The sequence below is a fragment of the Moraxella cuniculi DSM 21768 genome, assembly GCF_900156515.1.
In the GTDB taxonomy this organism is placed as follows: Bacteria; Pseudomonadota; Gammaproteobacteria; order Pseudomonadales; family Moraxellaceae; genus Moraxella; species Moraxella cuniculi.
Genome location: NZ_FTNU01000008.1, coordinates 50,905 through 73,458, shown reverse-complemented (window position 1 = coordinate 73,458; position 22,554 = coordinate 50,905). Strand labels below are relative to the sequence as shown.

Annotated in this window: 18 protein-coding genes, 1 tRNA gene and 1 pseudogene; 7 read left to right on the top strand and 13 right to left on the bottom strand. The window is 42.7% G+C overall.

Annotated elements, in window-relative coordinates:
* The first annotated feature begins 8 nt into the window (after nucleotides 1-8).
* A complete protein-coding gene (locus BW928_RS06005) occupies nucleotides 9-1,697 on the top strand; it encodes a DUF262 domain-containing protein (RefSeq protein WP_078310452.1) in 1,689 nt (562 codons plus the stop codon).
* Nucleotides 1,698-1,740: 43 nt separating this feature from the next.
* Here BW928_RS06005 and BW928_RS06000 read toward each other — a convergent pair whose 3' ends face one another.
* From BW928_RS06000 to BW928_RS05970, 7 genes are all read right to left on the bottom strand, one after another.
* On the bottom strand, nucleotides 1,741-2,520 hold the full coding sequence (locus tag BW928_RS06000; protein ID WP_228144122.1) for a zinc-dependent alcohol dehydrogenase family protein: 780 nt from the start codon (nucleotides 2,518-2,520) through the stop codon (nucleotides 1,741-1,743).
* Entirely contained in the window at nucleotides 2,499-2,729 is a 231-nt protein-coding gene (locus tag BW928_RS12100) for a hypothetical protein (protein WP_076555332.1), read from the bottom strand. The genes BW928_RS06000 and BW928_RS12100 overlap by 22 nt, the downstream gene beginning before the upstream one ends.
* Nucleotides 2,730-2,751: 22 nt before the next feature.
* Nucleotides 2,752-3,834 carry an SMP-30/gluconolactonase/LRE family protein gene (locus BW928_RS05990; protein WP_076555331.1) on the bottom strand — a complete coding sequence of 361 codons (1,083 nt, stop codon included), beginning with the start codon at nucleotides 3,832-3,834 and terminating at the stop codon, nucleotides 2,752-2,754.
* A gap of 360 nt (nucleotides 3,835-4,194) precedes the next feature.
* On the bottom strand, nucleotides 4,195-7,434 hold the full coding sequence (gene carB, locus BW928_RS05985; RefSeq protein ID WP_076555330.1) for a carbamoyl-phosphate synthase large subunit: 3,240 nt from the start codon (nucleotides 7,432-7,434) through the stop codon (nucleotides 4,195-4,197).
* 264 nt (nucleotides 7,435-7,698) lie between these two features.
* Nucleotides 7,699-8,907, bottom strand: a complete 1,209-nt coding sequence (gene carA / locus BW928_RS05980; protein WP_076555329.1) for a glutamine-hydrolyzing carbamoyl-phosphate synthase small subunit — start codon at nucleotides 8,905-8,907, stop codon at nucleotides 7,699-7,701.
* 311 nt (nucleotides 8,908-9,218) lie between these two features.
* Nucleotides 9,219-9,647, bottom strand: coding sequence for a peptide-methionine (R)-S-oxide reductase MsrB (gene msrB / locus BW928_RS05975; RefSeq protein ID WP_076555328.1), 429 nt, complete (start codon nucleotides 9,645-9,647; stop codon nucleotides 9,219-9,221).
* 214 nt (nucleotides 9,648-9,861) lie between these two features.
* On the bottom strand, nucleotides 9,862-11,820 hold the full coding sequence (locus BW928_RS05970; RefSeq protein ID WP_076555327.1) for an MFS transporter: 1,959 nt from the start codon (nucleotides 11,818-11,820) through the stop codon (nucleotides 9,862-9,864).
* Between the two features lie 305 nt (nucleotides 11,821-12,125).
* Between BW928_RS05970 and BW928_RS12220 the strand changes: the two are divergent.
* Both BW928_RS12220 and BW928_RS05965 read left to right on the top strand, forming a co-directional pair.
* Nucleotides 12,126-12,287, top strand: a pseudogene (locus BW928_RS12220) (aminotransferase class I/II-fold pyridoxal phosphate-dependent enzyme); the annotation flags it as partial.
* A 168-nt stretch (nucleotides 12,288-12,455) separates the two neighbouring features.
* Nucleotides 12,456-13,697, top strand: coding sequence for an aminotransferase class I/II-fold pyridoxal phosphate-dependent enzyme (locus BW928_RS05965; RefSeq protein WP_076555359.1), 1,242 nt, complete (start codon nucleotides 12,456-12,458; stop codon nucleotides 13,695-13,697).
* A gap of 327 nt (nucleotides 13,698-14,024) precedes the next feature.
* On the opposite strand, the gene BW928_RS12095 is transcribed toward BW928_RS05965, so the two are convergent.
* The gene (locus BW928_RS12095; protein ID WP_259741474.1) at nucleotides 14,025-14,147 is read right to left on the bottom strand and encodes a hypothetical protein; all 123 of its coding nucleotides are present in this window, start codon (nucleotides 14,145-14,147) and stop codon (nucleotides 14,025-14,027) included.
* A 103-nt stretch (nucleotides 14,148-14,250) separates the two neighbouring features.
* Here BW928_RS12095 and BW928_RS05955 point away from each other — a divergent pair, with 103 nt between their 5' ends.
* From BW928_RS05955 to cysG, 3 genes are read left to right on the top strand one after another with little or no spacing between them, the layout of a single operon-like run.
* Nucleotides 14,251-15,927 carry a nitrite/sulfite reductase gene (locus BW928_RS05955; protein ID WP_076555325.1) on the top strand — a complete coding sequence of 559 codons (1,677 nt, stop codon included), beginning with the start codon at nucleotides 14,251-14,253 and terminating at the stop codon, nucleotides 15,925-15,927.
* 15 nt (nucleotides 15,928-15,942) lie between these two features.
* Nucleotides 15,943-16,323, top strand: a complete 381-nt coding sequence (locus tag BW928_RS05950; protein WP_076555324.1) for a DUF934 domain-containing protein — start codon at nucleotides 15,943-15,945, stop codon at nucleotides 16,321-16,323.
* Nucleotides 16,324-16,358: 35 nt separating this feature from the next.
* Nucleotides 16,359-17,717, top strand: coding sequence for a siroheme synthase CysG (cysG, locus tag BW928_RS05945; protein ID WP_076555323.1), 1,359 nt, complete (start codon nucleotides 16,359-16,361; stop codon nucleotides 17,715-17,717).
* A 339-nt stretch (nucleotides 17,718-18,056) separates the two neighbouring features.
* On the opposite strand, the gene BW928_RS05940 is transcribed toward cysG, so the two are convergent.
* A complete protein-coding gene (locus BW928_RS05940; protein ID WP_076555322.1) occupies nucleotides 18,057-19,133 on the bottom strand; it encodes a DUF475 domain-containing protein in 1,077 nt (358 codons plus the stop codon).
* Between the two features lie 217 nt (nucleotides 19,134-19,350).
* Here BW928_RS05940 and BW928_RS05935 point away from each other — a divergent pair.
* A tRNA-Leu gene (locus BW928_RS05935) sits at nucleotides 19,351-19,435 on the top strand.
* 83 nt (nucleotides 19,436-19,518) lie between these two features.
* Here the strand turns inward: BW928_RS05935 and BW928_RS05930 are convergent.
* The 4 genes from BW928_RS05930 to BW928_RS05915 all read right to left on the bottom strand — a co-directional run bounded on the left by BW928_RS05930 (nucleotide 19,519) and on the right by BW928_RS05915 (nucleotide 22,523).
* Nucleotides 19,519-19,701, bottom strand: a complete 183-nt coding sequence (locus tag BW928_RS05930) for an oxidoreductase-like domain-containing protein (protein ID WP_076555358.1) — start codon at nucleotides 19,699-19,701, stop codon at nucleotides 19,519-19,521.
* Nucleotides 19,702-19,786: 85 nt separating this feature from the next.
* Nucleotides 19,787-20,719: a branched-chain amino acid transaminase gene (locus tag BW928_RS05925; protein ID WP_076555321.1), complete on the bottom strand. Its 933-nt coding sequence runs from the start codon at nucleotides 20,717-20,719 to the stop codon at nucleotides 19,787-19,789.
* A gap of 212 nt (nucleotides 20,720-20,931) precedes the next feature.
* Nucleotides 20,932-21,594, bottom strand: coding sequence for a C39 family peptidase (locus BW928_RS05920; protein WP_076555320.1), 663 nt, complete (start codon nucleotides 21,592-21,594; stop codon nucleotides 20,932-20,934).
* Nucleotides 21,594-22,523 (bottom strand): outer membrane beta-barrel protein, encoded by a 930-nt coding sequence (locus tag BW928_RS05915; RefSeq protein ID WP_076555319.1) that lies wholly within the window; start codon nucleotides 22,521-22,523, stop codon nucleotides 21,594-21,596. Before BW928_RS05915 ends, BW928_RS05920 begins: the two co-directional genes overlap by 1 nt.
* Between the last annotated feature and the right edge of the window lie 31 nt (nucleotides 22,524-22,554).

Sequence of the window (22,554 nt, the reverse complement as noted above, 5' to 3'; positions counted from 1 at the left end):
GGAAAAATATGAGTATTCAAGATTACGCCATTCAAGGTGAAGCATTTTATTTGAGTGGAATATTCAGTTCAAAATTTCAATATGAAATTCCCGATTATCAGCGACCTTATTCTTGGGAAGAGGAACATATCAAGCAATTATTTGATGATTTGTACGAATTTTATCAACGAAAAACCGATGAGAGCTACTTTTTAGGCAGTGTTGTCGTCATCAAACAAGATAACAAACCCAAAGCAGATGTAGTAGATGGGCAACAGCGTTTGACTAGCTTAACCATATTAATCGCAGCTTTAACACACCATTTTTCAGATGAAGATAAATCTGAAGGTCAAGAGATTTTGCAGCAACCAGCAAAGAAATCACAAAACCTTACCGCACAACCAAGGCTAACTCTTCGCCAGCGTGATAAAGATTTTTTCAGAAAATATATTCAAGAACTGCAATTTGATAAATTAAATAATTTAAATATAGAGCACGATTGTAAAAATGACGCTCAACGAAATATAGTTAAAAATGCTAAAGCTATACTTAAGTGTATTGAAAATAAATTTAATAACGACAGTACAGCCGTTTTTAACTTTTTCAGTTTTTTAATTCAAAAATGCTGCTTAGTGATTGTATCTACCCCTAGCCAAAAATCAGCATTTCGCATTTTTTCTGTGATGAATAACCGTGGTTTGGATTTGTTACCAACTGATATTTTGAAGGCTGATTTAATTGGAAAAATTACTGATAAACAAGATGAGCATACCAAAAAATGGGAAGATTTAGAGCAAGAGCTAGGACGAAATCTTTTCAATGAGTTGTTTGCTCATATCCGTATGATTGAATTAAAGAAAAAAGCCCAAAAAAGCATTTTAGAAGAATTACAAGAATTGATTGTTCCAAAAATTCCATCTATCCCAGCTTTTATTGATAATGAATTATCTAGTTACACTGCTGCATTTAGAGCATTGAAAAATAGTAACTATCAAATAGACCAATATCAGGTAGAAATCAATGAATATATAAAATGGTTAAATCGCATTGGTTTTTCTGAATGGTTGCCTGCTGCTATTCTATTTTTACATCAAAAGCCTAGCAATGAACAGACATTGGCATTTTTTCAGCAATTTGAAATATTAAGTTCTTATCTGCATTTATCAGCCAAAGATGTTAATAAGCGTATTGAACGCTATGGTTTGATATTGAAAGAATTGCAGGATAATCCAAAAGCGTGCAGTGAGAGCCTGCGATTAAGTGATGAAGAAAAGCAATCTTTTAGAAAACTATTGGATGGTAATATTTATAATGAAATGACTGCGGTCAGAAGAAATTACATTATTTTAAGATTGGATGCAATGATTTCTGATGGTGGGGCAACTTATCAACACAAAGATGGTTTGCTAACAATTGAGCATGTGTTGCCGCAGACTATTGTCCCTGAAAGCCAATGGCAACAATGGTGGTCTGATGATAAACATCAATTATGGCTACACCGATTAGCCAACCTAGTACCGCTTAATAAAAGAAGAAATTCTGCTGCATCCAATTGGGAGTTTAAAGTTAAGAAAGAAAAATATTTTCGTGGAAATAACAATGTTTCATCGTATGCTTTAACTACTCAAGTGTTAGATAAAGAAGAATGGACACCAGAAATAGTAGAAGAAAGACAGAAAGAATTATTAGATTGTCTGTATAAAGGCTGGATGCTTTAAAAAGTAATGCTGTCTGAAACCAACTTCTAGACGGCATTTTTATTTACACCTTCACCAAAATCTTCCCAATCTGTTGGTTGCTTTCCAGATAGTGGTGAGCTTCAATCATTTCATCAAAGGCAAAAACCTTGTCAATTTCAGGCTGCAACTGACCGCTTGCCAAGCCGTCAAACACGAATTTTTTCGCTTTGGCGAGCTTTTCTGGCACGGTGGTGATTTCAAACAGTTCATAGCCTCGCACCGTGAGATGTTTGCCCAAAATTGGGAACACTGGCACGGCAATATCATCGTGGCTTAATGCACCGTAAATGATGTAACGCCCATTGTGTGCCATTGCATTGATAATTTTTGCCGCTTCTTTACCGCCCACTGGGTCAAACACCAAATTCACGCCTTTGCCGTCCGTGATTTCCAGCAATTTGGCAGTAACATCGTCTTCGTTTGTGGCAATCACAAAATCCGCCCCTTTTTGTCGCAACACATCGTCTTTGGCGTGGGTGCGAGACAGGGCGATCACGGTTGCCCCTTGCTGTTTGGCGATTTGGATTGCCGCCAGCCCCACCGAACTGGTCGCCGCCCCCAGCACCACAAAATCGCCTGCCTGAATGTTGCCGAATTCCACCAATCCGCCATAAGCGGTAACGAACATCATCCAACTGGCGGCGGCTTGTTCCAGCGTGAGATTGTCAGGGTGTTTGACCACAGCGTGAGCGGGCAGATTGACCACTTCGCCATAAGTGCCGTATTCGGTGAACATAAAGGACGGAATCACGCTCACTTTGTCGCCAATGGCAAATTCGCTCACGCCCTCGCCCACCGCCACAACCTCGCCTGCCCTTCGTAGCCCATCGTGGCAGGGAAAATGGGCTCAATCACATACACCCCTGCCCGATACATCGCTTCAGCACGGTTTAGACCTAACACCGACATTTTAATTTGTACCTCGTGCGATTTCGGCTCGGCAGGGCTAATCTCAACGATTTTTAACACATCAGGCGAACCTGTTTGATGAAATTGAATTTGTTTGCTCATTGTTTTTCCTTAATGTAGATGATTATTTTGTCTCAAAATACGCCATTTTATTTCTGTAAAATGAGCCGAGATAATAGGTTTTTCCCACTGGTAACACGGTCGAAACACCGCTAAAATCTTGAGTATATTTGCCTTTAAAAATAGCATTGGTTGCCAAATTATCAGGGTTGATGGTCGTAATGTGATAATCTTTCAGGCAGTCATAAGTCATTGAATTACCACAACTTTCCGTGCGAGAACCTGCGGTAATGAGCTTGTCGTCCACCCAATGCAAATTATCAAAAACACCATAATCAAGCGTAGCGGTTGCGACAATTTTGGTCGGATTGGTATTGGTGAGTTTGCTGATATTTTTCATATGGGCGACATAAATAAATTGCCCGTCTTTGGATAATTCAATGCCGTTATTGCCCGTAAATTCCGAACCTTGCAATTTTTCAAATTGGCGGGTTTTGGGCGTCCAGCGATACACCGCCCCCGTGATTTTGCCGGCAAACATATCCGCCAAAGTGTATTGGGGGTGCATCATCACCGTGGCATAAATTGAGCCGCCCGCCCCCGAAACCACGCTGTTTGCCGCAAAATCATTCGGCATCCGCACATTGCCCAGCCAAGTCAAAGCAGGCTTGGCACGGCTTGCATCAACTTCAAAAATTTCAATGGTTTCACGGGTGATATTGTTGTCTTTGCCGTTGTGATTGACGACATACAACAGCGATTTCCCCTGCCCAATTTCACGCAAACTGATACCGTGAGCCTGCATTTCATCAGGCAGCGGTTGTGGCTGACTGTCAGGATATTGCTCTGACGGCAAGCTTGCTTTCGGGGCGATCCATCTTTGGCTGATTTTGCTTTCGCCATCAATCAAGTGCAAACCGCTGTTATTCGCCATACCGCTCGCTATCAGCCATTTGGTATTGGGGATTTGCACCAAATCCTCAGGGCTTTGTAAACCATTGATATATTGCAGATTTTCAACCTGCGTAACGCCATCAAGCGAAGATTGGGCGGATTTGGCTTTAGCAAGCTGGCTCATCGGCGTACACCCCACGCCAACCAAACCCAAAGCAACAACGAGTAAACTGCGGTGAAATAATTTGTTCATAAAAAATACCCTCAATACATAAAAGTTGAGAGTATTTTAGCCTTGTGAATATTGAAACGGAATAGCGATTTATGGGAGGTTGATTTTCATTTATGGAAATAACAAGCGGTGGGATTTTTAAAAATTTTTGCAGATCAGATTTTTAAATTGGATAGTTATCATAAAAATGAGATAATTTCAGAGAAAATATCAAAATAACTTCCATATATAAAAAGGAAAACCGATGGATTTAAACAACCTCCAAGCGTTCATGTCTATGACATAAGCCCAATCAGATGGATTGGGCTTATATTTATGCAATGAACTACGGTTTATCGGGCTAGCCTTTGGTAAGCTGTATCATCAGCCAGCCTATTGCATTCATGCATTATGCAAATCCTGCAAACGATAAACAGCAAATGGCAGCTTCACCTGATACGCCATACACATCGCCTCTGCTGCACTCATTGTCGTAACATAGAACAATTTTGCCTGCAAAGCACTGCGGCGAATCAAGAATGAATCCTCTTGAGCCCGTTTGCCTTCGGTGGTATTAATCACCAAATGAATTTCACCATTTTTAATCATATCTACAATATGAGGGCGACCTTCATTGACCTTATTAATACGCTCACAATCAATACCTGACTCAATCAGCACCTGCTGTGTACCACCAGTTGCCACCAATTGAAAGCCATAATCAACCAACTGTTTGGCAATTTTTGGTAAGTTTTTCTTATCACTATCACGCACGGACAAGAAGGCTTTTTTGACCTCGCCTGCTGTTGGTAATCCCGGCAAGCGTTCATTTGAGCCAATCACCGCCTTATAAAATGCCTCGCCAAAGCTCTTACCAACACCCATTACCTCGCCTGTCGATTTCATTTCTGGGCTTAGAATTGGATCAACGCCCGGGAATTTGGCAAATGGAAAAACCGCCTCTTTTACCGAATAATGCTTTGGCACAATCTCGCTCACAAAGCCCTGCTCGACAAGCGACTTGCCTGCCATACAGCGTGCAGCAACTTTTGCCAGTGATACACCAATGCACTTTGAAACAAAAGGCACGGTGCGGCTGGCACGCGGATTCACCTCAAGAATATAGACAGTGTTATCCTTGACGGCATACTGCACATTCATCAGACCAACTACGCCCAGCTCTTTTGCCATGGCAATGGTCTGCTCGCGAATTTGATTTTGGATTTCATCGCTTAGCGAATACGGCGGCAAGCTACAGGCAGAGTCGCCAGAATGCACCCCTGCTTGTTCAATGTGCTGCATGATGCCGCCAATCACCACATCTTTGCCATCTGATACACAATCCACATCAACCTCGATGGCATCGTCCAAAAATCTATCCAGCAAAACTGGTGCTTCATTGGAAGCCTGTACCGCCTCACGCAAATAGCGTTTTAGTTCATCTTCGTTATAAACAATCTCCATCGCACGACCGCCCAATACATAAGAAGGACGCACCACCAAAGGATAGCCAACGCTTTGTGCCTTAATCAGCCCCTCTTCGCTGCTGGTTGCTAATGCATTTGGTGGCTGATTTAGACCCAACTGGTGAAGCATACGCTGAAAACGCTCACGATCTTCGGCACGGTCAATGGCATCGGGACTGGTGCCGATGATTGGCACGCCTGCCTCTTCTAGCGAACGAGCCAGTTTTAATGGCGTTTGGCCACCATACTGCACAATCACGCCTTTTGGATTCTCGGTGCGTACGATTTCTAGCACATCTTCTAAGGTTACAGGCTCAAAATACAAGCGATCAGAAGTATCATAATCGGTTGAAACCGTCTCTGGATTGCAGTTCACCATGATGGTCTCAAAACCATCTTCACGCATTGCCAAAGCCGCATGAACACAGCAATAATCAAACTCAATCCCCTGACCGATACGGTTCGGGCCACCGCCAATCACCATGATTTTATCCTTGTTGGTTGGATTGGCCTCGCACGCTTCATCATAGCTTGAGTACATATAGGCTGTTGAGGTTTCAAATTCGGCAGCACAAGTATCCACGCGTTTATACACTGGATATACGCCAAGCCCCCAACGCTGCTTACGGAATTGTTTTTGGCTGATACCCATCAAATTGGCAATGCGTAAATCACTCATGCCTTTTCGCTTAAATTGACGAACATTATCAGCAGTCAAATCACTAAGCCCAAGTGTTTTGATGTGATTTTCGGTCTTGACAATATCCTCAATCTGCACCAAGAACCATTTATCAATCTTGGTATATTCAAACACTTCATCAATACCCATACCATGACGAAACGCCTCCGCCAAATAGAAAATTCTCTCTGGCGTTGGAATGCTTAGGCGGTTTTTGATTTCGCTGGTGATTTCTTCATCTGCCCTACCCTCAAGCTCAATCACCTCATCAAAGCCTGTCGCTCCCGTCTCAAGTCCACGCAGTGCTTTTTGCATGGATTCTTGAAAATTGCGACCAATTGCCATCACCTCGCCCACAGATTTCATCTGTGTGGTTAGGGTATTTTCTGCTTGTGGGAATTTTTCAAAATTAAAACGAGGCAATTTGGTAACGACATAATCAATAGACGGCTCAAATGATGCTGGCGTCTTGCCGCCTGTAATGTCATTTTTTAGCTCATCAAGCGTATAGCCCACCGCAAGTTTGGCAGCAATTTTGGCAATCGGAAATCCTGTCGCTTTTGATGCCAGTGCCGATGAACGGCTGACACGCGGATTCATCTCAATCACCACCATGCGGCCATTTTGTGGATTGATACCAAATTGCACATTAGAGCCACCTGTCTCAACACCAATCTCACGCAAAACAGCAATAGAGGCGTTACGCATTAGCTGATATTCTTTGTCAGTAAGCGTCTGAGCAGGGGCAACAGTGATGCTATCGCCTGTATGCACGCCCATTGGGTCAAAGTTTTCAATAGAGCAAACGATGATGCAGTTGTCATTTTTATCACGCACCACCTCCATCTCGTACTCTTTCCAACCGATTAAACTCTCGTCAATAAGCAGCTGATGGGTTGGTGATAAATCAAAACCTCGCTCGCAGATTTCAATAAATTCTTCACGATTATAAGCAATGCCACCGCCAGAGCCGCCCATCGTAAAAGATGGGCGAATAATCACAGGAAAGCCAAATCGTGCCTGAATCTCCAACGCCTGTTCCATCGTCTCTGCCACATCAGCACGCGGACATTCCAGTCCGATTTTTTTCATCGCTTTATCAAACAGCTCGCGATCTTCTGCCTTTTCGATGGCTTCTTTGGTAGCACCGATTAGCTCGCAGCCATATTTGGCAAGCACTCCATGCTTATCCAAATCCAATGCACAGTTCAGTGCCGTCTGCCCACCCATCGTTGGCAAAATCGCATCAGGACGCTCTTTGGCAATAATCCCCTCGACAGTCTGCCAAGTGATCGGCTCGATATAAGTTGCATCTGCCATCGTAGGATCGGTCATGATGGTCGCAGGATTTGAGTTCACCAAGATAACTCGATAGCCCTCTTCTTTTAAGGCCTTGCAAGCCTGAGCTCCTGAATAGTCAAATTCACAGGCTTGCCCAATCACAATCGGACCTGCCCCAATGATGAGAATGGATTTTATATCATTGCGTTTTGGCATAGGATTTCTCTCTTTTTAAATTTAATATCAAATGAATTAAAAAGCCATTACAAGCTGCTTATTTGACTGCTGACCATTTGGCTTGTTTGTTTGATTTTGCTGGTTAAAATCTATAAATTGGTAAGTTAATCAAATCTTTATATCAGGCAGGGCAATATAAATTACTTTTATTTTTGAGCCGTTATGAAGCAAAAAGCAATATCTTAAAATTAGCCCAAAACATAAAGAAACGCAAAGTACGAACGCTCGTACTTTGCTGATATTTTACGCCTTAGACTTCTCAATCTCACACACAAATCTATCAAACAACACGCTACAATCATGCGGACCAGGGCTAGCTTCAGGGTGTCCTTGGAAACTAAATGCAGGGTGATCCGTCAGCTCAATGCCTTGATTAGAGCCGTCAAACAATGAACGGTGTGTAGGCTTAACATTGGCAGGCAAGCTTGATTCATCAACGCAGAACCCATGATTTTGACTGGTAATCATCACCGTCCCATCGGCAAGATTTTGTACAGGATGGTTCGCTCCATGATGGCCAAATTTCATTTTTAAAGTTTTTGCCCCACTTGCCAAAGCAAGCAACTGATGCCCAAGACAGATGCCAAACACAGGAATATCAGTCTTGGTAATAATATGACGAATCGCTTCGATGGCATAGACACATGGCTCTGGATCGCCAGGGCCGTTGGACAAAAAAATCCCATCTGGATTGTGTGCCAGTACTTGCTCGATTGGCGTGGTTGCAGGCACAACCGTTACATGACAACCTCTATCCACCAGCATACGCAAAATGTTGGTCTTTACGCCAAAATCATAAGCAACAATGCGGTATTTTTGCTCAATATCTACAGTCAATTGGCGAAAACGACCGCCAGTTTGGCTTGTTTTGCCATTGCGTCCATCATGGGCAAGCTGCCATGAGCCTTCTGTCCATTCATAGCCCTCTTGATCGCAGCATACTTTTGCCAAATCCTGACCCTTCATTGATGGTGCCGCTTTGGCAAGTGCCACCGCCCGTGCTTCATCAATCTGCCCATCAGCATCTGCTGTCATAATACAGCCATTTTGTGCACCTGTGTTGCGTAGCAAGGTTGTCAGGCGGCGTGTGTCAATATCAGCAATCGCAACAACCTGCTGGGCTTGCAGATATTCTGACAAAGAAGCTGTGGCACGAAAATTGCTGTGCAATAATGGCAAATCACGAATAATCAGACCCGTTGCCCAAACTTTGTGCTGCCGACCTGACTCCACATCTTCGTCATTGCACCCCGTGTTGCCAATATGCGGATAGGTCAGCGTAACCATCTGCCCTGCATAGCTTGGATCGGTCAAAATTTCTTGGTAGCCTGTCATGGCTGTATTAAATACCACCTCACCGACCGTACTGCCCGCTGCACCAATGCTTATACCACGAAAAATCGTACCATCAGCCAGTGCCAAAATCGCCTTTTGGGTTGCTTGAGCGTTCATGAATCTGCCCCAAATTTATTATTAAATATAAATAATTATTAAATATAAAATAAAATTTGCCAAATTTTGGATAAAATTTTTTTGCGAAAACTCGCTCAAATACCAATCGATTGGCAAAAATCACCCACAAAAAAGCGAATGATTAAAACAAATAACTTATCCTTGCGTTACTGCTAAGATAAAGTTAAAAGTCTTCATAATCACTCGCTCGTTGTAGATTTTGGTTATTATATACAAAAAAATACAAAAAAGCTAGACATTAGCAAAATATTTTTGGCAAATGCCAAGAAAATCACCCAAGCCCAGTGGTGTCACACGCCTGCCTTGTCATTGGCGTCCAATAGCAAAGCTGCTGAGTTGATACAATAACGCAGCCCTGTATCAGTAACAACATTATCATCAAATACATGACCCAAATGCCCACCACAGTGATGACACACAACCTCTGTACGCTGCATACCATGCGATAAGTCCAGTCGCTCATCAACCGCACCATCGGCAATCACAGCATCAAAACTCGGCCAGCCACAGCCTGAATGAAATTTGGCACGACTATCAAACAGCGGCGTATGGCAACCCTTGCAGCGATACACTCCTGCCAGTGTCGTGTCGGTATAAGCACCTGTAAACGCTCGCTCCGTACCCTGCTGCCTGAGCACATGATACGACAAGGCATCTAGCCTGTGCTGCCAATCAACCTCACTCATCGCATGAATGGTTTGTTTGTCCAAAATTTTCATGACGCAATTTCATCTCCTGTTTTAAATGAAATAACAAATGCCATCATTTGACAGTTTAACTTGCCAATAAATCAAAATCAACACGCCAAAAGCCAATTTGTCGTAGCATATCAGCCATTAAATTAAATCCTCATGACTAGATACAGCTTTGTTTAAAACAATCTGCGTGTCAGTATCTTTTCCATCATAACATTGACAATGTTGGCACTTGGCACTACATTTTGTCGTTATTTGCAATAAGCAGCTCATTAAAATATCTCCATTTGTCCATATAGTCTTCTGATAATTTTTGCAATTTTTTATCAAATTTGGAAAATTTTAATAACTGCTCCTTTTTAAATAAAACAAACTCCATTAAAATCCCAAGCCATTGCTCATCATCAAATTCTACTAAATATTTATTTAACAGAACAAACATATCTTTTGTGTCAATATTGTTCCTAGGGTGCGATAATAAAGTCAAAACATCAAACCAATAATAACCAACGCCAGACAAATCCCAATCTATTATCTTTGCATCGTCGCCAAGCACCATGATATTGTCAGGGTGTAGATCGCCATGTATGATGGTTTTTGTTAAGAAATTATTGATAATCTTTATATTCTTTTGATCATGAAAAATCTCTTGTATGGTTGGCAGCTGAGCCAATCTATAATGCTTGAGCATGGTGCCGTTTTGCATACCCAAATTCTTAAATGAGCTTAAAATTTTATCGCAGTACTCATAAATTTTGGAGCCATCTTGTATGTCCGAAAGATGCACAGACCCATAGTAGGCAGCTCTTAGAATCACCTGATTATTTTTATTGATGATTTTCAATTCATCTGTAGCATTAAAATACCAATTGGCATAATCAACGCTACCAACCAAAGAATCTTTATGCTCTGTTGGATATACTTGGTCAAAATAAAGCTGATTGTCCTCGTATGATATTGCGTTGATTTTTTTGGTGAGTGGATTTTTTGAAACAACAAAAGACCAATTTGGTTGAGATTTATACTGTATCACAAACAAAACGACAAGCAAAGCAGAAGCAACAGCCAACACCAACCAATTGCCATATACAACATCTTGGTAGAAAAAAGACACACCAATATGTATAAGGCTTGTGATGACAGCAGTAAATAGCCCGAGCATTGACAAAGCAGTAGCGATGGATTCTTGAAATGGTATGCGGTTGGTCAGCTCAGCTGAAATAAACGGTCGAAAACTTGCCTTAAAAACGCACAGCAACAAAAATCCCAAAATAAACCAATCACTTGTTGATAACAGTGCATAAGAAACAGCAAATAGCACAATCAGAACAGCCAGCTGTCGCTGAAAATTTGGCATTTTTTGGCAAAATTTTAAAAAATATTTCGCACCCAAAGATGAGGCAATATTACCCAAAACAAAACTCACCCCAAGCGTGATAAGCACATTAAACTGCCCCAGACTTGCAATCTGCGACTGGATTGTCTTATGGTTGATTAGCACCACTGAACCAAAAATTACCCCAATCAACCAAATAGCAAGATACGCTTTATTCATAAGCGTAAAGCCAATGACTAATTTTAACCTGTTTTTCTCTTGGGCAATTTGGCTTAAGACAGATTGTTTGGCAATAAATTTGCCACATTCTGGCAGTTTTTGCAAAAAAAGCAGCCCAGTTGCGAACAAGATGATTTGTAATACAAAAGCAAGTTTTGGGGCAAAAAAATAAGCGATACAGCCAATAATTAAAAATAAAATACCAACAAAATAAAACCGAGATTCTAAGTCAATGACAAAATTTTGAAACTCAGTGTTGCTTTTGTGATTGGCAACAAAGGCACTTTTTAATAATGCCATATCCGCCCCAGAATAACAACACTGGGCAACAGCTATGCTGATTAGATACAAATGATAAGCCAAAACAGAATCAATAAAAATCAAGACAGCACAAGAGATGATTTGCAAAATAAGACCCAGCGATAATATCTTTTTTTGCCCAAACTTATCTGCCAACATACCAAATGGCAGCTCAAAAATCATCGGCAAAAGATAATAAATCCCTGAAATCAATAAAATATCAGCAACTGTCAGCCCCAGCTGCTCTTCCAAAAATAGAAATAAAATCGGTACAATTAACGCTGTGGACTTACAATAATAAAACCAAGAAAAATTCTTTTTGATTTTTGTCATGCTATTCATGTTTATACTTCCTTGTTAGCCACAAAATCCCTGCCCTACATAAAATATATTTTTAAAATATCGCTCAATCATATCACACTCCCAATCTATGCTGCAATATAATAAAAACACCAACACCACACGATAGCAAGTCTGCCAAATAGAACTCAATCATCTTGCAACTATTTCTTGCAAAATATCAAAATTTCATCAAAAATACACAAATCAGATTAAAAATAAATAAAATAAAGCTCAATTTCGTATAGAATAACTTGCAATCTAGCACCACTTGGCATATAATCAGCAAAAATTTCACAATCTCCCTTATGAATAATACAAAGCAAACCGCCAAATCTCAAGGCATACGCCTAAAAAACAGACGCAAGGCACTTGGTCTGTCAGCCCAAGAACTTGCTGACAAAATGGCCGCACTTGGTACGCCTGTCAGTCGTGGTGCGATTGCCAATTGGGAGTGTGGCAAAAATGGCATTGTCATCAGCAAACTTCCTGCATTGGCAGCGGCATTACAAATTGACGAAAGCTACCTGCTGACTGGCACAACTTATAATACCACCCCCAATCAGCACAACGCATCAACACAGCCAGCCTCTGGCAGGCACACCCAAACCCACCCCACCCACCTGCGAGAACAGTCCATGTCCGAACCAGTTTTACTCAAAAAATCCAACAAACTTGCCAATGTTTGCTATGACATTCGTGGCGAGCTGCTACAAACTGCCAACCGCATGGAGGCAGAAGGTCAGCGTATCATCAAGCTAAACATTGGCAACCCTGCCCCTTTTGGACTGCTGGCACCTGAAGAGATAGTCCGTGATGTGGCGATGAACCTGCCTGAGGCCTCGGGCTATTCGGATTCACAAGGGATTTTTGCTGCTCGCAAAGCCGTACTGCAATACTATCAAGCCAAAGGCTTGGTCAGTGCCACTGATGTTGGTGATGTTTATATTGGCAATGGGGTCAGCGAGCTGATTGTCATGACCATGCAGGCACTGCTTGATGATGGTGATGAGGTGCTAATCCCAATGCCAGACTACCCCCTGTGGACGGCAGCAACCAATTTGGCAGGTGGCAAGGCGGTGCATTATCGCTGCAAAGAAGAAGATGACTGGCAGCCTGATTTGGCAGACATACAAAGCAAAATCACCCCTGCCACCAAAGGCATTGTCATCATCAATCCAAACAATCCAACAGGTGCTGTCTATCCAGAGCATACCTTGCGAGCCATCGCCGATATTGCCAAAAAACACAATCTGGTCATCATGGCAGATGAGATTTATGACCGCATTTTGTACGATGATGCGGTACATATCCCCATGTGCACCATCAGCAACGACTGCTTGGTACTGACCTACAACGGTCTGTCAAAATCTCACCGCATTGCAGGCTATCGCTCTGGCTGGCTGATGCTGTCAGGCAAAAAAGACCACGCCCAAGACTTTATCGAAGGCTTGACCATGCTTGCCAGTATGCGACTGTGTGCCAACACGCCAGCACAATACGCCATTCAAACAGCGATGGGCGGCTACCAATCCATGCAAGCACTCACCGCCCCCACAGGCAGATTGTGCAAGCAGCGAGATTTGGCAGTTAGCAGGCTAAACGCCATCAAAGGCATCAGCTGCACCTTGCCAAAAGGAGCGTTTTATTGCTTTGCCAAAATCGACCGCAGCGTCTATCCTATTGATGACGACATGAAATTTATGATGGAACTGCTCATCGAAGAAAAAGTACTGATGGTACAAGGCACGGGATTTAACTGGGATTTACCAGACCATTTCCGTGTGGTGTTTTTGCCGAATTTAAGCGATTTGGAAGATGCCATGGACAGACTGGAGCGATTTTTTGCCAAAAAACGCTTAGAGTTTGGGACGGAATAAACAGCCAAATACAGCAAACAAGTTATTGCTTGTTTGCTGTGGTTTTTCTAATCAATCAAATCACAAACATGGTTGCAGGGTTGCAAATTGGCTTTGTTGAAATTGCCATAAATTTATCTATACAAATGCCAAAACCCATTTTCAAAACCCATTTTCAAAACCCATTTTCAAAACCCATTTTCAAAACCCATTTTCAAAACCCATTTTCAAAACCCATTTTCAAAACCCATTTTCAAAACCCATTTTCAAAACCCATTTTCAAAACCCATTTTCAAAATTTTAACTTTTTATCTTGCTGGGCATTTTGCTGTTTGAAATTCTGTCAAATCAGTTATACAATATCAACTTCTGTGCCAAAGTTTGTGGCTGCGTCAGCCGTAGCACCATCATCACCGCCAGCAAAGCCCCAAATAGCACAGCATATCCCCAAACCACTGGGCGATATTCCATTTTTGCATTTTAAATTTTTGTCAGCACCGCTTAACATGGTGCGTCATATTCATAAATAGCTACAACAAAAAGCTCCCATTAGCATTAAGCCAAAGGATTAACAATGTATCAATACAGCTATGCCGATCAAAAATTGGTTGATGAACGAGTTGCACAGTTTCGCGATCAGACTGAGCGTTTTTTGGCAGGACAATTGCCAGAGGAGCAATTTTTGCCTTTACGCCTCCAAAACGGCTTGTACATTCAGCGTCATGCACCGATGTTGCGTATCGCCATTCCTTATGGCTTAATGTCAAGTCAGCAGCTTCGAACTTTAGCAGAGATTGCTCGTGATTATGATAAAGGCTATGGACATTTTACCACGCGTACCAATATGCAGCTGAACTGGGTTGAGCTGGCTGAAGTTCCTGACATTCTTGCCAAGCTGGCTGCCAATCAGATGCACGCCATTCAGACCTCTGGCAACTGTATCCGCAACACCACCACCGACCCTTATGCAGGTATCCATGCTGATGAAATCGCCGACCCTCGCCCATATTGCGAGATTATTCGTCAATGGAGTACCTTCCACCCTGAATTTGCTTTTTTGCCTCGCAAATTCAAAATCGCCGTCATCGGCACAAAGGCTGACCGTGCCGCCACACAGGTGCATGATATTGGTCTGCACTTGGTCGAAAAAGATGGCGAAATTGGCTTTGAGGTTTTGGTCGGTGGCGGCTTGGGTCGCACGCCAATCATCGGCAAGGCTATCAATGAATTTTTGCCACGCCGTCATTTGCTAAGTTATCTTGATGCCATCTTGCGTGTCTATAATCTTGAAGGTCGCCGTGATAATAAATACAAAGCACGAATTAAAATCTTGGTCGAAAGTCTGGGCAAAGAGGTTTTTGCCGAAAAAGTTGAACAAGCATGGCAAGCCAGCAAAGATGGCGAGCTGACCTTGAGCGATGCCCATTTTGCCAAAGCCCAAAGCTATTTTAGCGAGCCTGCGTATGAAAGCATTGACACACTGACCGCCCAAGAAACGCTACAGCAGTTTTTGCAAAATACAGATTTTAACAACTGGTATCAGCACAACACGGTCGCCCATAAGGTTAATGGCTACAAGGCGGTAATCATCTCGCTAAAAGCTGGCGTGGTTGATGGTCGCTATGTGCCAGCAGGTGATATTACCGATAAGCAAATGTTTGCTTTGGCGGAGCTTGCGGATAAATACAGTCTGGGCGAAATCCGTGCCACGCACCAGCAAAACTTGGTATTAAGCGATGTCAAAATCAGTGATTTGTACCAATTATGGCAAGCACTTAGCGAGTTAAACTTGGCACGAGCAAATATCGGCACCCTAACCGATATGATTGTTTGCCCTGGATTTGATTATTGTGCTTTGGCAAATGCCACAACGCACAACATTGCCGAGTCCATCGAAAAGCAGTTTGATGATTTGGATTACCTATACGACCTAGGCGATATTCGCCTGAATATGTCAGGCTGTATGAATGCCTGTGCCCATCACCATGTTGGCGATATTGGCATTCTTGGCGTGGACAAAAAGGGCGAACATTGGTACCAAATCAGCCTTGGTGGCAACTCTGGAGAAAATGCCAAGCTGGGTCAAATTCTCGGTCGTGCCGTTGCCGCCGATGAAGTTGCCAGCACCATCGCCACCATCGTCAATGTCTACAAAAACGAACGCATTGAAAGCGATGATCATATCGAAAGTTTCGCTCAAGCTGTTGAAAGACTGGGCATTGCACCGTTTAAAGCTGCCGTTTATAACTAAACCACAAGGACTATCATGGATCTTATTAAAGTTTATGCCGATGCTCGCACCCAGACTGTCGATGATTATAACAGCGAACACGCCCTAACCGCCGATAATACGCTTGAGGATACTACGGCTGCCATCGGCGAGCAATCGGTGCTGGTTTTTCATGTCAGCAACTTTGCCGATGGGCGAGTATTTAGCCTAATTCGCCATGCCAGACATCAAAGTTTTGCTGGAGAGGTGATTGTTGCAGGGGATTTTGCACTTGATCAGGCAAATTACTTTGTCAAATCAGGAGCAACTGCATTTTTGGTAACTCAAGATAAAGTCGCCACTTTGTGCAAAACCTTGCAGGATTTGGCAACGGGCTATGATGGCGAATCAGTCAGCAGATTGCCATTATTTAGTTAATACTCTGTTAAATTTTTAAAATAATCAAGCCTTGTATGAATACTCTGCCACTGTTTTTTAAGCTAAAAAATAAAACCGTCCTAATTATTGGCGGTGGTGATGTTGCCTATCGCAAGGCATTGCTTATGAATCAGGCTGACGCCAAACTCATCGTTATTGCCAAAAATTTTAATGAAGAGTTTTTAAATTTTTTAAACGAAAAACACCATCAAGCCATCAAAAAATCTTTTGATGATAATGACATCAGCCAGCACAATCCCGCCTTAGTCATCTGTGCCACCGATGATAATGCAGTCAATCAAGCTGTCCATGCCGCCGCCAAGGCTCATGGTGTCGCTATTAATGTTGTTGATACGCCCAAATTGTGCGATTTTATTTTCCCAGCCATCATTGATAGAAATCCTGTGGTCATCGGCATTTCAAGCAATGGCACAGCACCTGTGCTGGCACGGCTGATTCGTGCCAAAATTGAAAGCACCCTACCAAGCTATCTAGGGAAACTTGCCAAAAAAGCAGGTGATTTTCGCGAAACCATCAAAAACACCCTACCAACCATCACCGAGCGGCGTTATTTTTGGGAGTCAATTTTTCAGCGTGGCTTGAATGATGAACACATTGATAGCCTGCCTGACGAGCTAAATCGCTTTATCAATCAAGGCAAAAAATCTGGCGAGGTTTATATTGTTGGTGCAGGTGCAGGCAACCCTGACCTACTCACTTTCAAGGCTCTACGCTTGATGCAGCAGGCAGATATTGTACTGTATGATGCACTGGTTAGCCCAGAGATTTTGGCACTGTGTCGCCGTGATAGCCAAAAAATCTTTGTCGGCAAAAAACGCAAAGACCATGCAAAAACCCAAGAAGAAATCAACAACCTGCTTATCACTTATGCCAAGCGGGGTCACCGCGTCTTGCGGCTAAAAGGTGGCGATCCGCTGATTTTTGGGCGAGGTGGCGAGGAAATGCTTGCCTGCCGTGATGCTGGCATTGACTGCCAAATTGTCAGTGGTATTACCGCAGCCTTGGCGGCTGGTAGCTATGCTGGCATTCCGCTTACCCATCGTGGCGTTGCAACTTCGGTACGATTTTTGACAGGTTGTTACCAGTCCGATGCCAGTTTTGATGGGTTAAAAAGCACCTACCACCCTGACGAAACTTTGGTCTTTTATATGGGTCTGCACGCTCTTGAAAAAATCAGCGAAAGCCTAATTGCCTCAGGTCTGCCAAGCAGCACACCAGTCGCCATCGTCTGCCATGCCAGCCTGCCCACCCAAGAGGTTGTCATCGGCACATTGTCAGATATTGTCGCCAAAAAAGACGCAGCCAAACTAAACGCACCTGCCATCATCATTGTCGGTCAAGTGGTTCGTTTTGCAGCAGCCAGTCTGCACTGATGATGTTGCATTTCGGCGATATTTAAACGATTCAATATTATCATATCTTTTGATCATGCCAAATCATGCAAGATTGACGCCATCACTGACCAAAATGATTTGCTTGGCTACTTTGGCGAAATTTATGCCAAATTTTAAAAATAACAGTTTTCTGATGCCAACAATACCGCCAGCCAGTTACCAACCATCACATTTTTAGCCTGTTAATCTATATTTTTACAATCTGTCTTTATTGTAATTTTAATAAAAGCTGATTATTCATCAAAGCCAAATAAACAACCAGCAAACAAAAACCACACCAAGCTCATAGAGCTGATGTGGTTTTGGGTAATGATTGAGCTACTTATTGGCGTGCCGTTTATTATAAGCAATAGAATTAAACACTGACCAAACAATCAAAGTAACGCCAATTAAGCCTGTGATAATCTCTGGCACCGACACCTTGACCGATAGCAGCATAATCACCGCCAATGCACCGATGGCATAATGTGCCCCATGTTCCAGATAGACAAATTCGCTAAGCGTGCCTTTTTCAACCAAATAAATCGTCATCGAACGCACAAACATCGCACCAATGGCAAGCCCCAGCATGATGATGATAACATCATTGGTGATGGCAAAAGCACCAATCACCCCATCAAAACTAAACGATGCGTCCAATACCTCAAGATACAAAAACCCTGCCACGCCGCCTTTTAGGATAACTGGCGACACACCTGCGGTATTGGTGATGACATTGCCCTTGGTATCATACACCACTTCGTCATCATGGCTCTCGCCTTCTAGCAAAGCCGACAAAACGCTCACGCCCAGATATACCAAAATCCCCCAAATGCCAGCGGTCAAAATCGCAGCCTGTTTTGTTTCTTCGACCAATCCGACTGCCACCATTAATACCGCCAACGCCACAAAAACACTCATGGCATCAACCTTGCTAAATCTAACTAAGCGAGATTCCAGCCAGCCAAACCAATGAATGTCCTTGTCACTAAACATGAACTTCAAAAACACGAGCAACAAAAACATACCGCCAAAAACGGAAATTTCCTCATGATGAGCGTTTAGATGTTCGGCATATTTACTTGGGTTGTTTAATGCCAAATCCACCACCTCAATCATGCCCAGATTTGCCGTTACTGCAACGATGACAATTGGGAAAACCAGTCGCATACCAAAGACTGCAATCAAAATCCCAACCGTCAAAAAGATTTTTTTCCAAAATTCATTCCAGCCTTTTAAAATAGAGGCATTGACCACCGCATTGTCAAATGACAACGACACCTCCATAATTGCCAAAATTGCCGTAATGCCCAACGCCATCAACATGGCAGATACACCGCCCTGACTATAGCCCCACCATGCCGCTATCACAAAGCACACGGCGGTAAAAATAATATCAAATAAAAAATGTCGCATATTTATTCCAAGAAAAAACCCATCAACACCAAGCTGATGGGCATAAATCAACCGAAAATTCCACCATTATACCTCTTTTGGCTCATTTGGGCAATTAATAATCTTGCCAAACCCCACCCTCCAAAGAATCAGCGAACAAAATTAAAAAAATGATAAAATTCACAAAAAACACTTGCCAAATTCCAAAAATACGCTATAATAGCACCCACAAAACACTGGGGACGTGGCGAAATTGGTAGACGCACTGGATTTAGGTTCCAGCGCCGCGAGGTGTGAGAGTTCGAGTCTCTCCGTCCCCACCATATATTAACCTTGTCAGATGACAAGGTTTTTTTATATCGCTACAATCTCAAGCACATCGGATTTTTATACAAGCAATCAGCGATTAAGCATTCATATCACCTTCTGCCAAAAATTTATGCAGGCGTGCCTGCTGCTCGTCATAGGCTTGTTTTTGCTGACGATAAATTTCATACACACAAAATTCACCGCAGCCACTATCACAGCATTCAAACTCTGCTGGATAATCGGGCAGCTTGAGCAATGGCTCGCCAAATTTATCAGTCATCAGCACTTCCTTTGATACAGATTTATTGCCAAATGCACGCATGAAACAAAAGCGTTTAGTTGCCCAAACGCTTTTGCAAAATCAATTACTCATCAACAAAACTTAGCCAATGTTTGTATTTGTCGTTGCGACCTTGCACCACATCAAAATACAAACTTTGTAATTGTTCGGTCAGCTCGCCACGACCACCCTTACCGATAATGCGGTCATCATATTCACGAATCGGTGTAACTTCGGCTGCGGTGCCAGTCATGAATATTTCATCTGCCAAATAAAACTCATCACGAGTAATGCGACGCTCAATCACCTTAATACCCAAATCCTGTGCAAACTCAATGATGGTGCGGCGAGTGATGCCGTCCAATGCCCCTCCTGCCAAATCAGGGGTGTGCAATTCACCATTTTTTACCAAAAATAGGTTCTCGCCAGAGCCTTGGCAGACATAGCCTTGTGGGTCCATCAAGATGGCTTCATCATAGCCATTGCGTGTTACTTCTTGATTGGCAAGGATAGACACGGGATAGTTGCTGGCAGCTTTGGCTTTGCACATGGTAACATTTGGGTGGTGATGGGTGTAGCTTGAGGTTTTGACACGAATGCCGTTTTTGATGCCCTCTTCGCCCAAATACGCTCCCCAATGCCACGCTGCTACCGCTGCATGAATGGTATTGTCTTTGGCAGCGATGCCCAGTTTTTCAGAACCAACCCAAATCAAAGGGCGAATATATGCCGACGCCAACCCATTTAGCCGAACAACATCTTTTTGGGCTTGTACCAGCTCATCAAAGCTGTAGCGAACATTAAGCTGAAAGATTTTTGCTGAATTTAGCAGGCGTTCGGTATGTTCTTGTAGGCGAAAAATTGCCGTGCGACCATCGGGAGTTTGGTAAGCACGCACGCCCTCAAATACCGCCAAACCATAATGCAAACTGTGGGTCAGCACATGAACTTTGGCATCTGGTTGCTCAACCAATGCCCCATCAAGCCACATTTTGCCTTGTTGTGTTGCCATGCTCATAAGTTACTCCATAATTGATAACTAAAAATTGTGATATTGTTGATGATTATAACAGATGGCAATGAAATAATAAATAATTAAGTCAATCATTTGATTTTGTTCCAGCTTGGGCGTTGTTTGTGCATTAGCCCCATTTGACAATCACTAAAGGTTTAACTCAATCAGCATCTTATTTGATAAAGAAAAACGCTGCCGACTTGTTAGTCCGTATATTATAAAAAATTTCTAAATAAATAAGTAGTCTCTTTTAATAAAGATTGGGTTTGGGTAATGGTGGTAAAATTGACATTGCTTAGTTGTTTTTGTTTGTCTGTTGTTGGCAGTATCAGCAGCACTTTGCCTTTGGTGTTGTTGTCTTTGCTGGTGTTATCGGCAGCAAGCCACATTTTTTCAAATTGTTTTTTGGTTAATATTCTATTGCCCATACTTGAATCCGCCAAATAAACATGAGTGCTGTCAATCGCTCGCACCACGCTAAAATGGTCGCTTCTTTTGTGATTAAGATAGACAATGGCAGGGATTTTGATTTGGGAAAGTGTCTCATAATCCATCAAAAGCCCACGCCCAACAAAGCCGTATTTTTCGCTAACCTGTGCCAAATCCAAAAAAGATGACATCATGTTATCCAATGCCATATCTTCCAAAATTTGAGCTTCTGTTGTCGGCTGATTATAAAAGTAAGTTAAAATGGTAGACAAAGAAGATGCCCCACAAGAATAGTCCAAGTCTTGTTTGGTGATGTTGGCATCTCGCCTGTCCTTAAAGGTGGTATGGCTTGAAAAAATTTGGGCGGAATAAGGACTGTTTATTGTACTGGCATAACCAACTTGCCCAAATGCAACAAAAGCCATGCCCAAAATTTGACAATATTTCATTATTTATTTGATTGGCGGTATTTTTCTGACAAAGGCGGTGGCAATGCCCCAAGTTTGGTTGTAATGCCCAGTGATAGCGTGCTATTATTACCACCTGAAATATTGGTGCGTACATTGGCGGTCAAATTACTTCTGGCTGATAAAGCATACGCCATGCCAAGATTTAACGAGGTCTGTGTTTGGTTGTGTGATATTTGCCCCATATCTTCAAAGTTATCGGCTTTTTTGTATTGTATGCCCACGCCACCAGTCAGTGTGATATCAGGATTAACAGCGAAACCAACAACTCCATTTATCGCCAGTACATCGCCCAAATCAACCGCTGTGTTATGCAATGTTTTGCGATTGCCATTGTATTGATAAGAGCCTGTCAAGCTCAATACAATCGGATCATTGATGGTATAAACCGTGCCACCCACCAGAACCGATGAGCCTGATTTTGATCGCAAACCTTGGGTGTTATCATAGGCAGAAATTTCGGCAAATAATAGGCTGTCGGGGAATTTTTTGTTATCCTTAAAGCTGTATTGCATGCCAAGATAAATGTCTTGCAAAAAACGATTGTTGCTCTGATTGGGCTTTTGGTCTATGGTATAACGCTCTGCGGTATGCACAAAATTGCCTCGCACCCCCACCTCCCAAGAATCACTGATGCCATAACGCAAACCTGCACCCACAATCAACATATCGGTATTGCTGTTATTTTCTGCCGCTGGTGCTGGCAAGATAATAACACGCCCATTACCCAAGTCCGCCATGCCATAAGTCTGCGGAGCCAGACTGGTTTGGCTTTGGTTATAATAACTAAGCGATGTATCTAATTTAAAACGGTTTTTGTCCGTTGTTAAATCCTCTACCGTAAGGGGCAGGTCGGCATGGGCAATTGTTGATACTGTCGCAAAGATAGGCATTAGGTATTTTAACTTCATCAGGCTTGCTCTTAAACTATTTTTTGACAAT

Bases quoted from the DNA above. Each gene is read 5' to 3' on its own strand.
- carA (WP_076555329.1), bottom strand. From the start codon at position 8,907: ATGAACGCTCAAGCAACCCAAAAGGCGATTTTGGCACTGGCTGATGGT.
- BW928_RS05930 (WP_076555358.1), bottom strand. From the start codon at position 19,701: ATGACTGATAAATTTGGCGAGCCATTGCTCAAGCTGCCCGATTATCCA.
- msrB (WP_076555328.1), bottom strand. From the start codon at position 9,647: ATGAAAATTTTGGACAAACAAACCATTCATGCGATGAGTGAGGTTGAT.
- cysG (WP_076555323.1), top strand. From the start codon at position 16,359: ATGAATACTCTGCCACTGTTTTTTAAGCTAAAAAATAAAACCGTCCTA.
- BW928_RS05955 (WP_076555325.1), top strand. From the start codon at position 14,251: ATGTATCAATACAGCTATGCCGATCAAAAATTGGTTGATGAACGAGTT.
- BW928_RS06005 (WP_078310452.1), top strand. From the start codon at position 9: ATGAGTATTCAAGATTACGCCATTCAAGGTGAAGCATTTTATTTGAGT.
- BW928_RS05950 (WP_076555324.1), top strand. From the start codon at position 15,943: ATGGATCTTATTAAAGTTTATGCCGATGCTCGCACCCAGACTGTCGAT.
- carB (WP_076555330.1), bottom strand. From the start codon at position 7,434: ATGCCAAAACGCAATGATATAAAATCCATTCTCATCATTGGGGCAGGT.
- BW928_RS05965 (WP_076555359.1), top strand. From the start codon at position 12,456: ATGTCCGAACCAGTTTTACTCAAAAAATCCAACAAACTTGCCAATGTT.
- BW928_RS12095 (WP_259741474.1), bottom strand. From the start codon at position 14,147: ATGGAATATCGCCCAGTGGTTTGGGGATATGCTGTGCTATTTGGGGCT.
- BW928_RS12100 (WP_076555332.1), bottom strand. From the start codon at position 2,729: ATGAGCAAACAAATTCAATTTCATCAAACAGGTTCGCCTGATGTGTTA.
- BW928_RS05920 (WP_076555320.1), bottom strand. From the start codon at position 21,594: ATGAAATATTGTCAAATTTTGGGCATGGCTTTTGTTGCATTTGGGCAA.
- BW928_RS05915 (WP_076555319.1), bottom strand. From the start codon at position 22,523: ATGAAGTTAAAATACCTAATGCCTATCTTTGCGACAGTATCAACAATT.
- BW928_RS05990 (WP_076555331.1), bottom strand. From the start codon at position 3,834: ATGAACAAATTATTTCACCGCAGTTTACTCGTTGTTGCTTTGGGTTTG.
- BW928_RS05925 (WP_076555321.1), bottom strand. From the start codon at position 20,719: ATGAGCATGGCAACACAACAAGGCAAAATGTGGCTTGATGGGGCATTG.
- BW928_RS05940 (WP_076555322.1), bottom strand. From the start codon at position 19,133: ATGCGACATTTTTTATTTGATATTATTTTTACCGCCGTGTGCTTTGTG.
- BW928_RS05970 (WP_076555327.1), bottom strand. From the start codon at position 11,820: ATGAATAGCATGACAAAAATCAAAAAGAATTTTTCTTGGTTTTATTAT.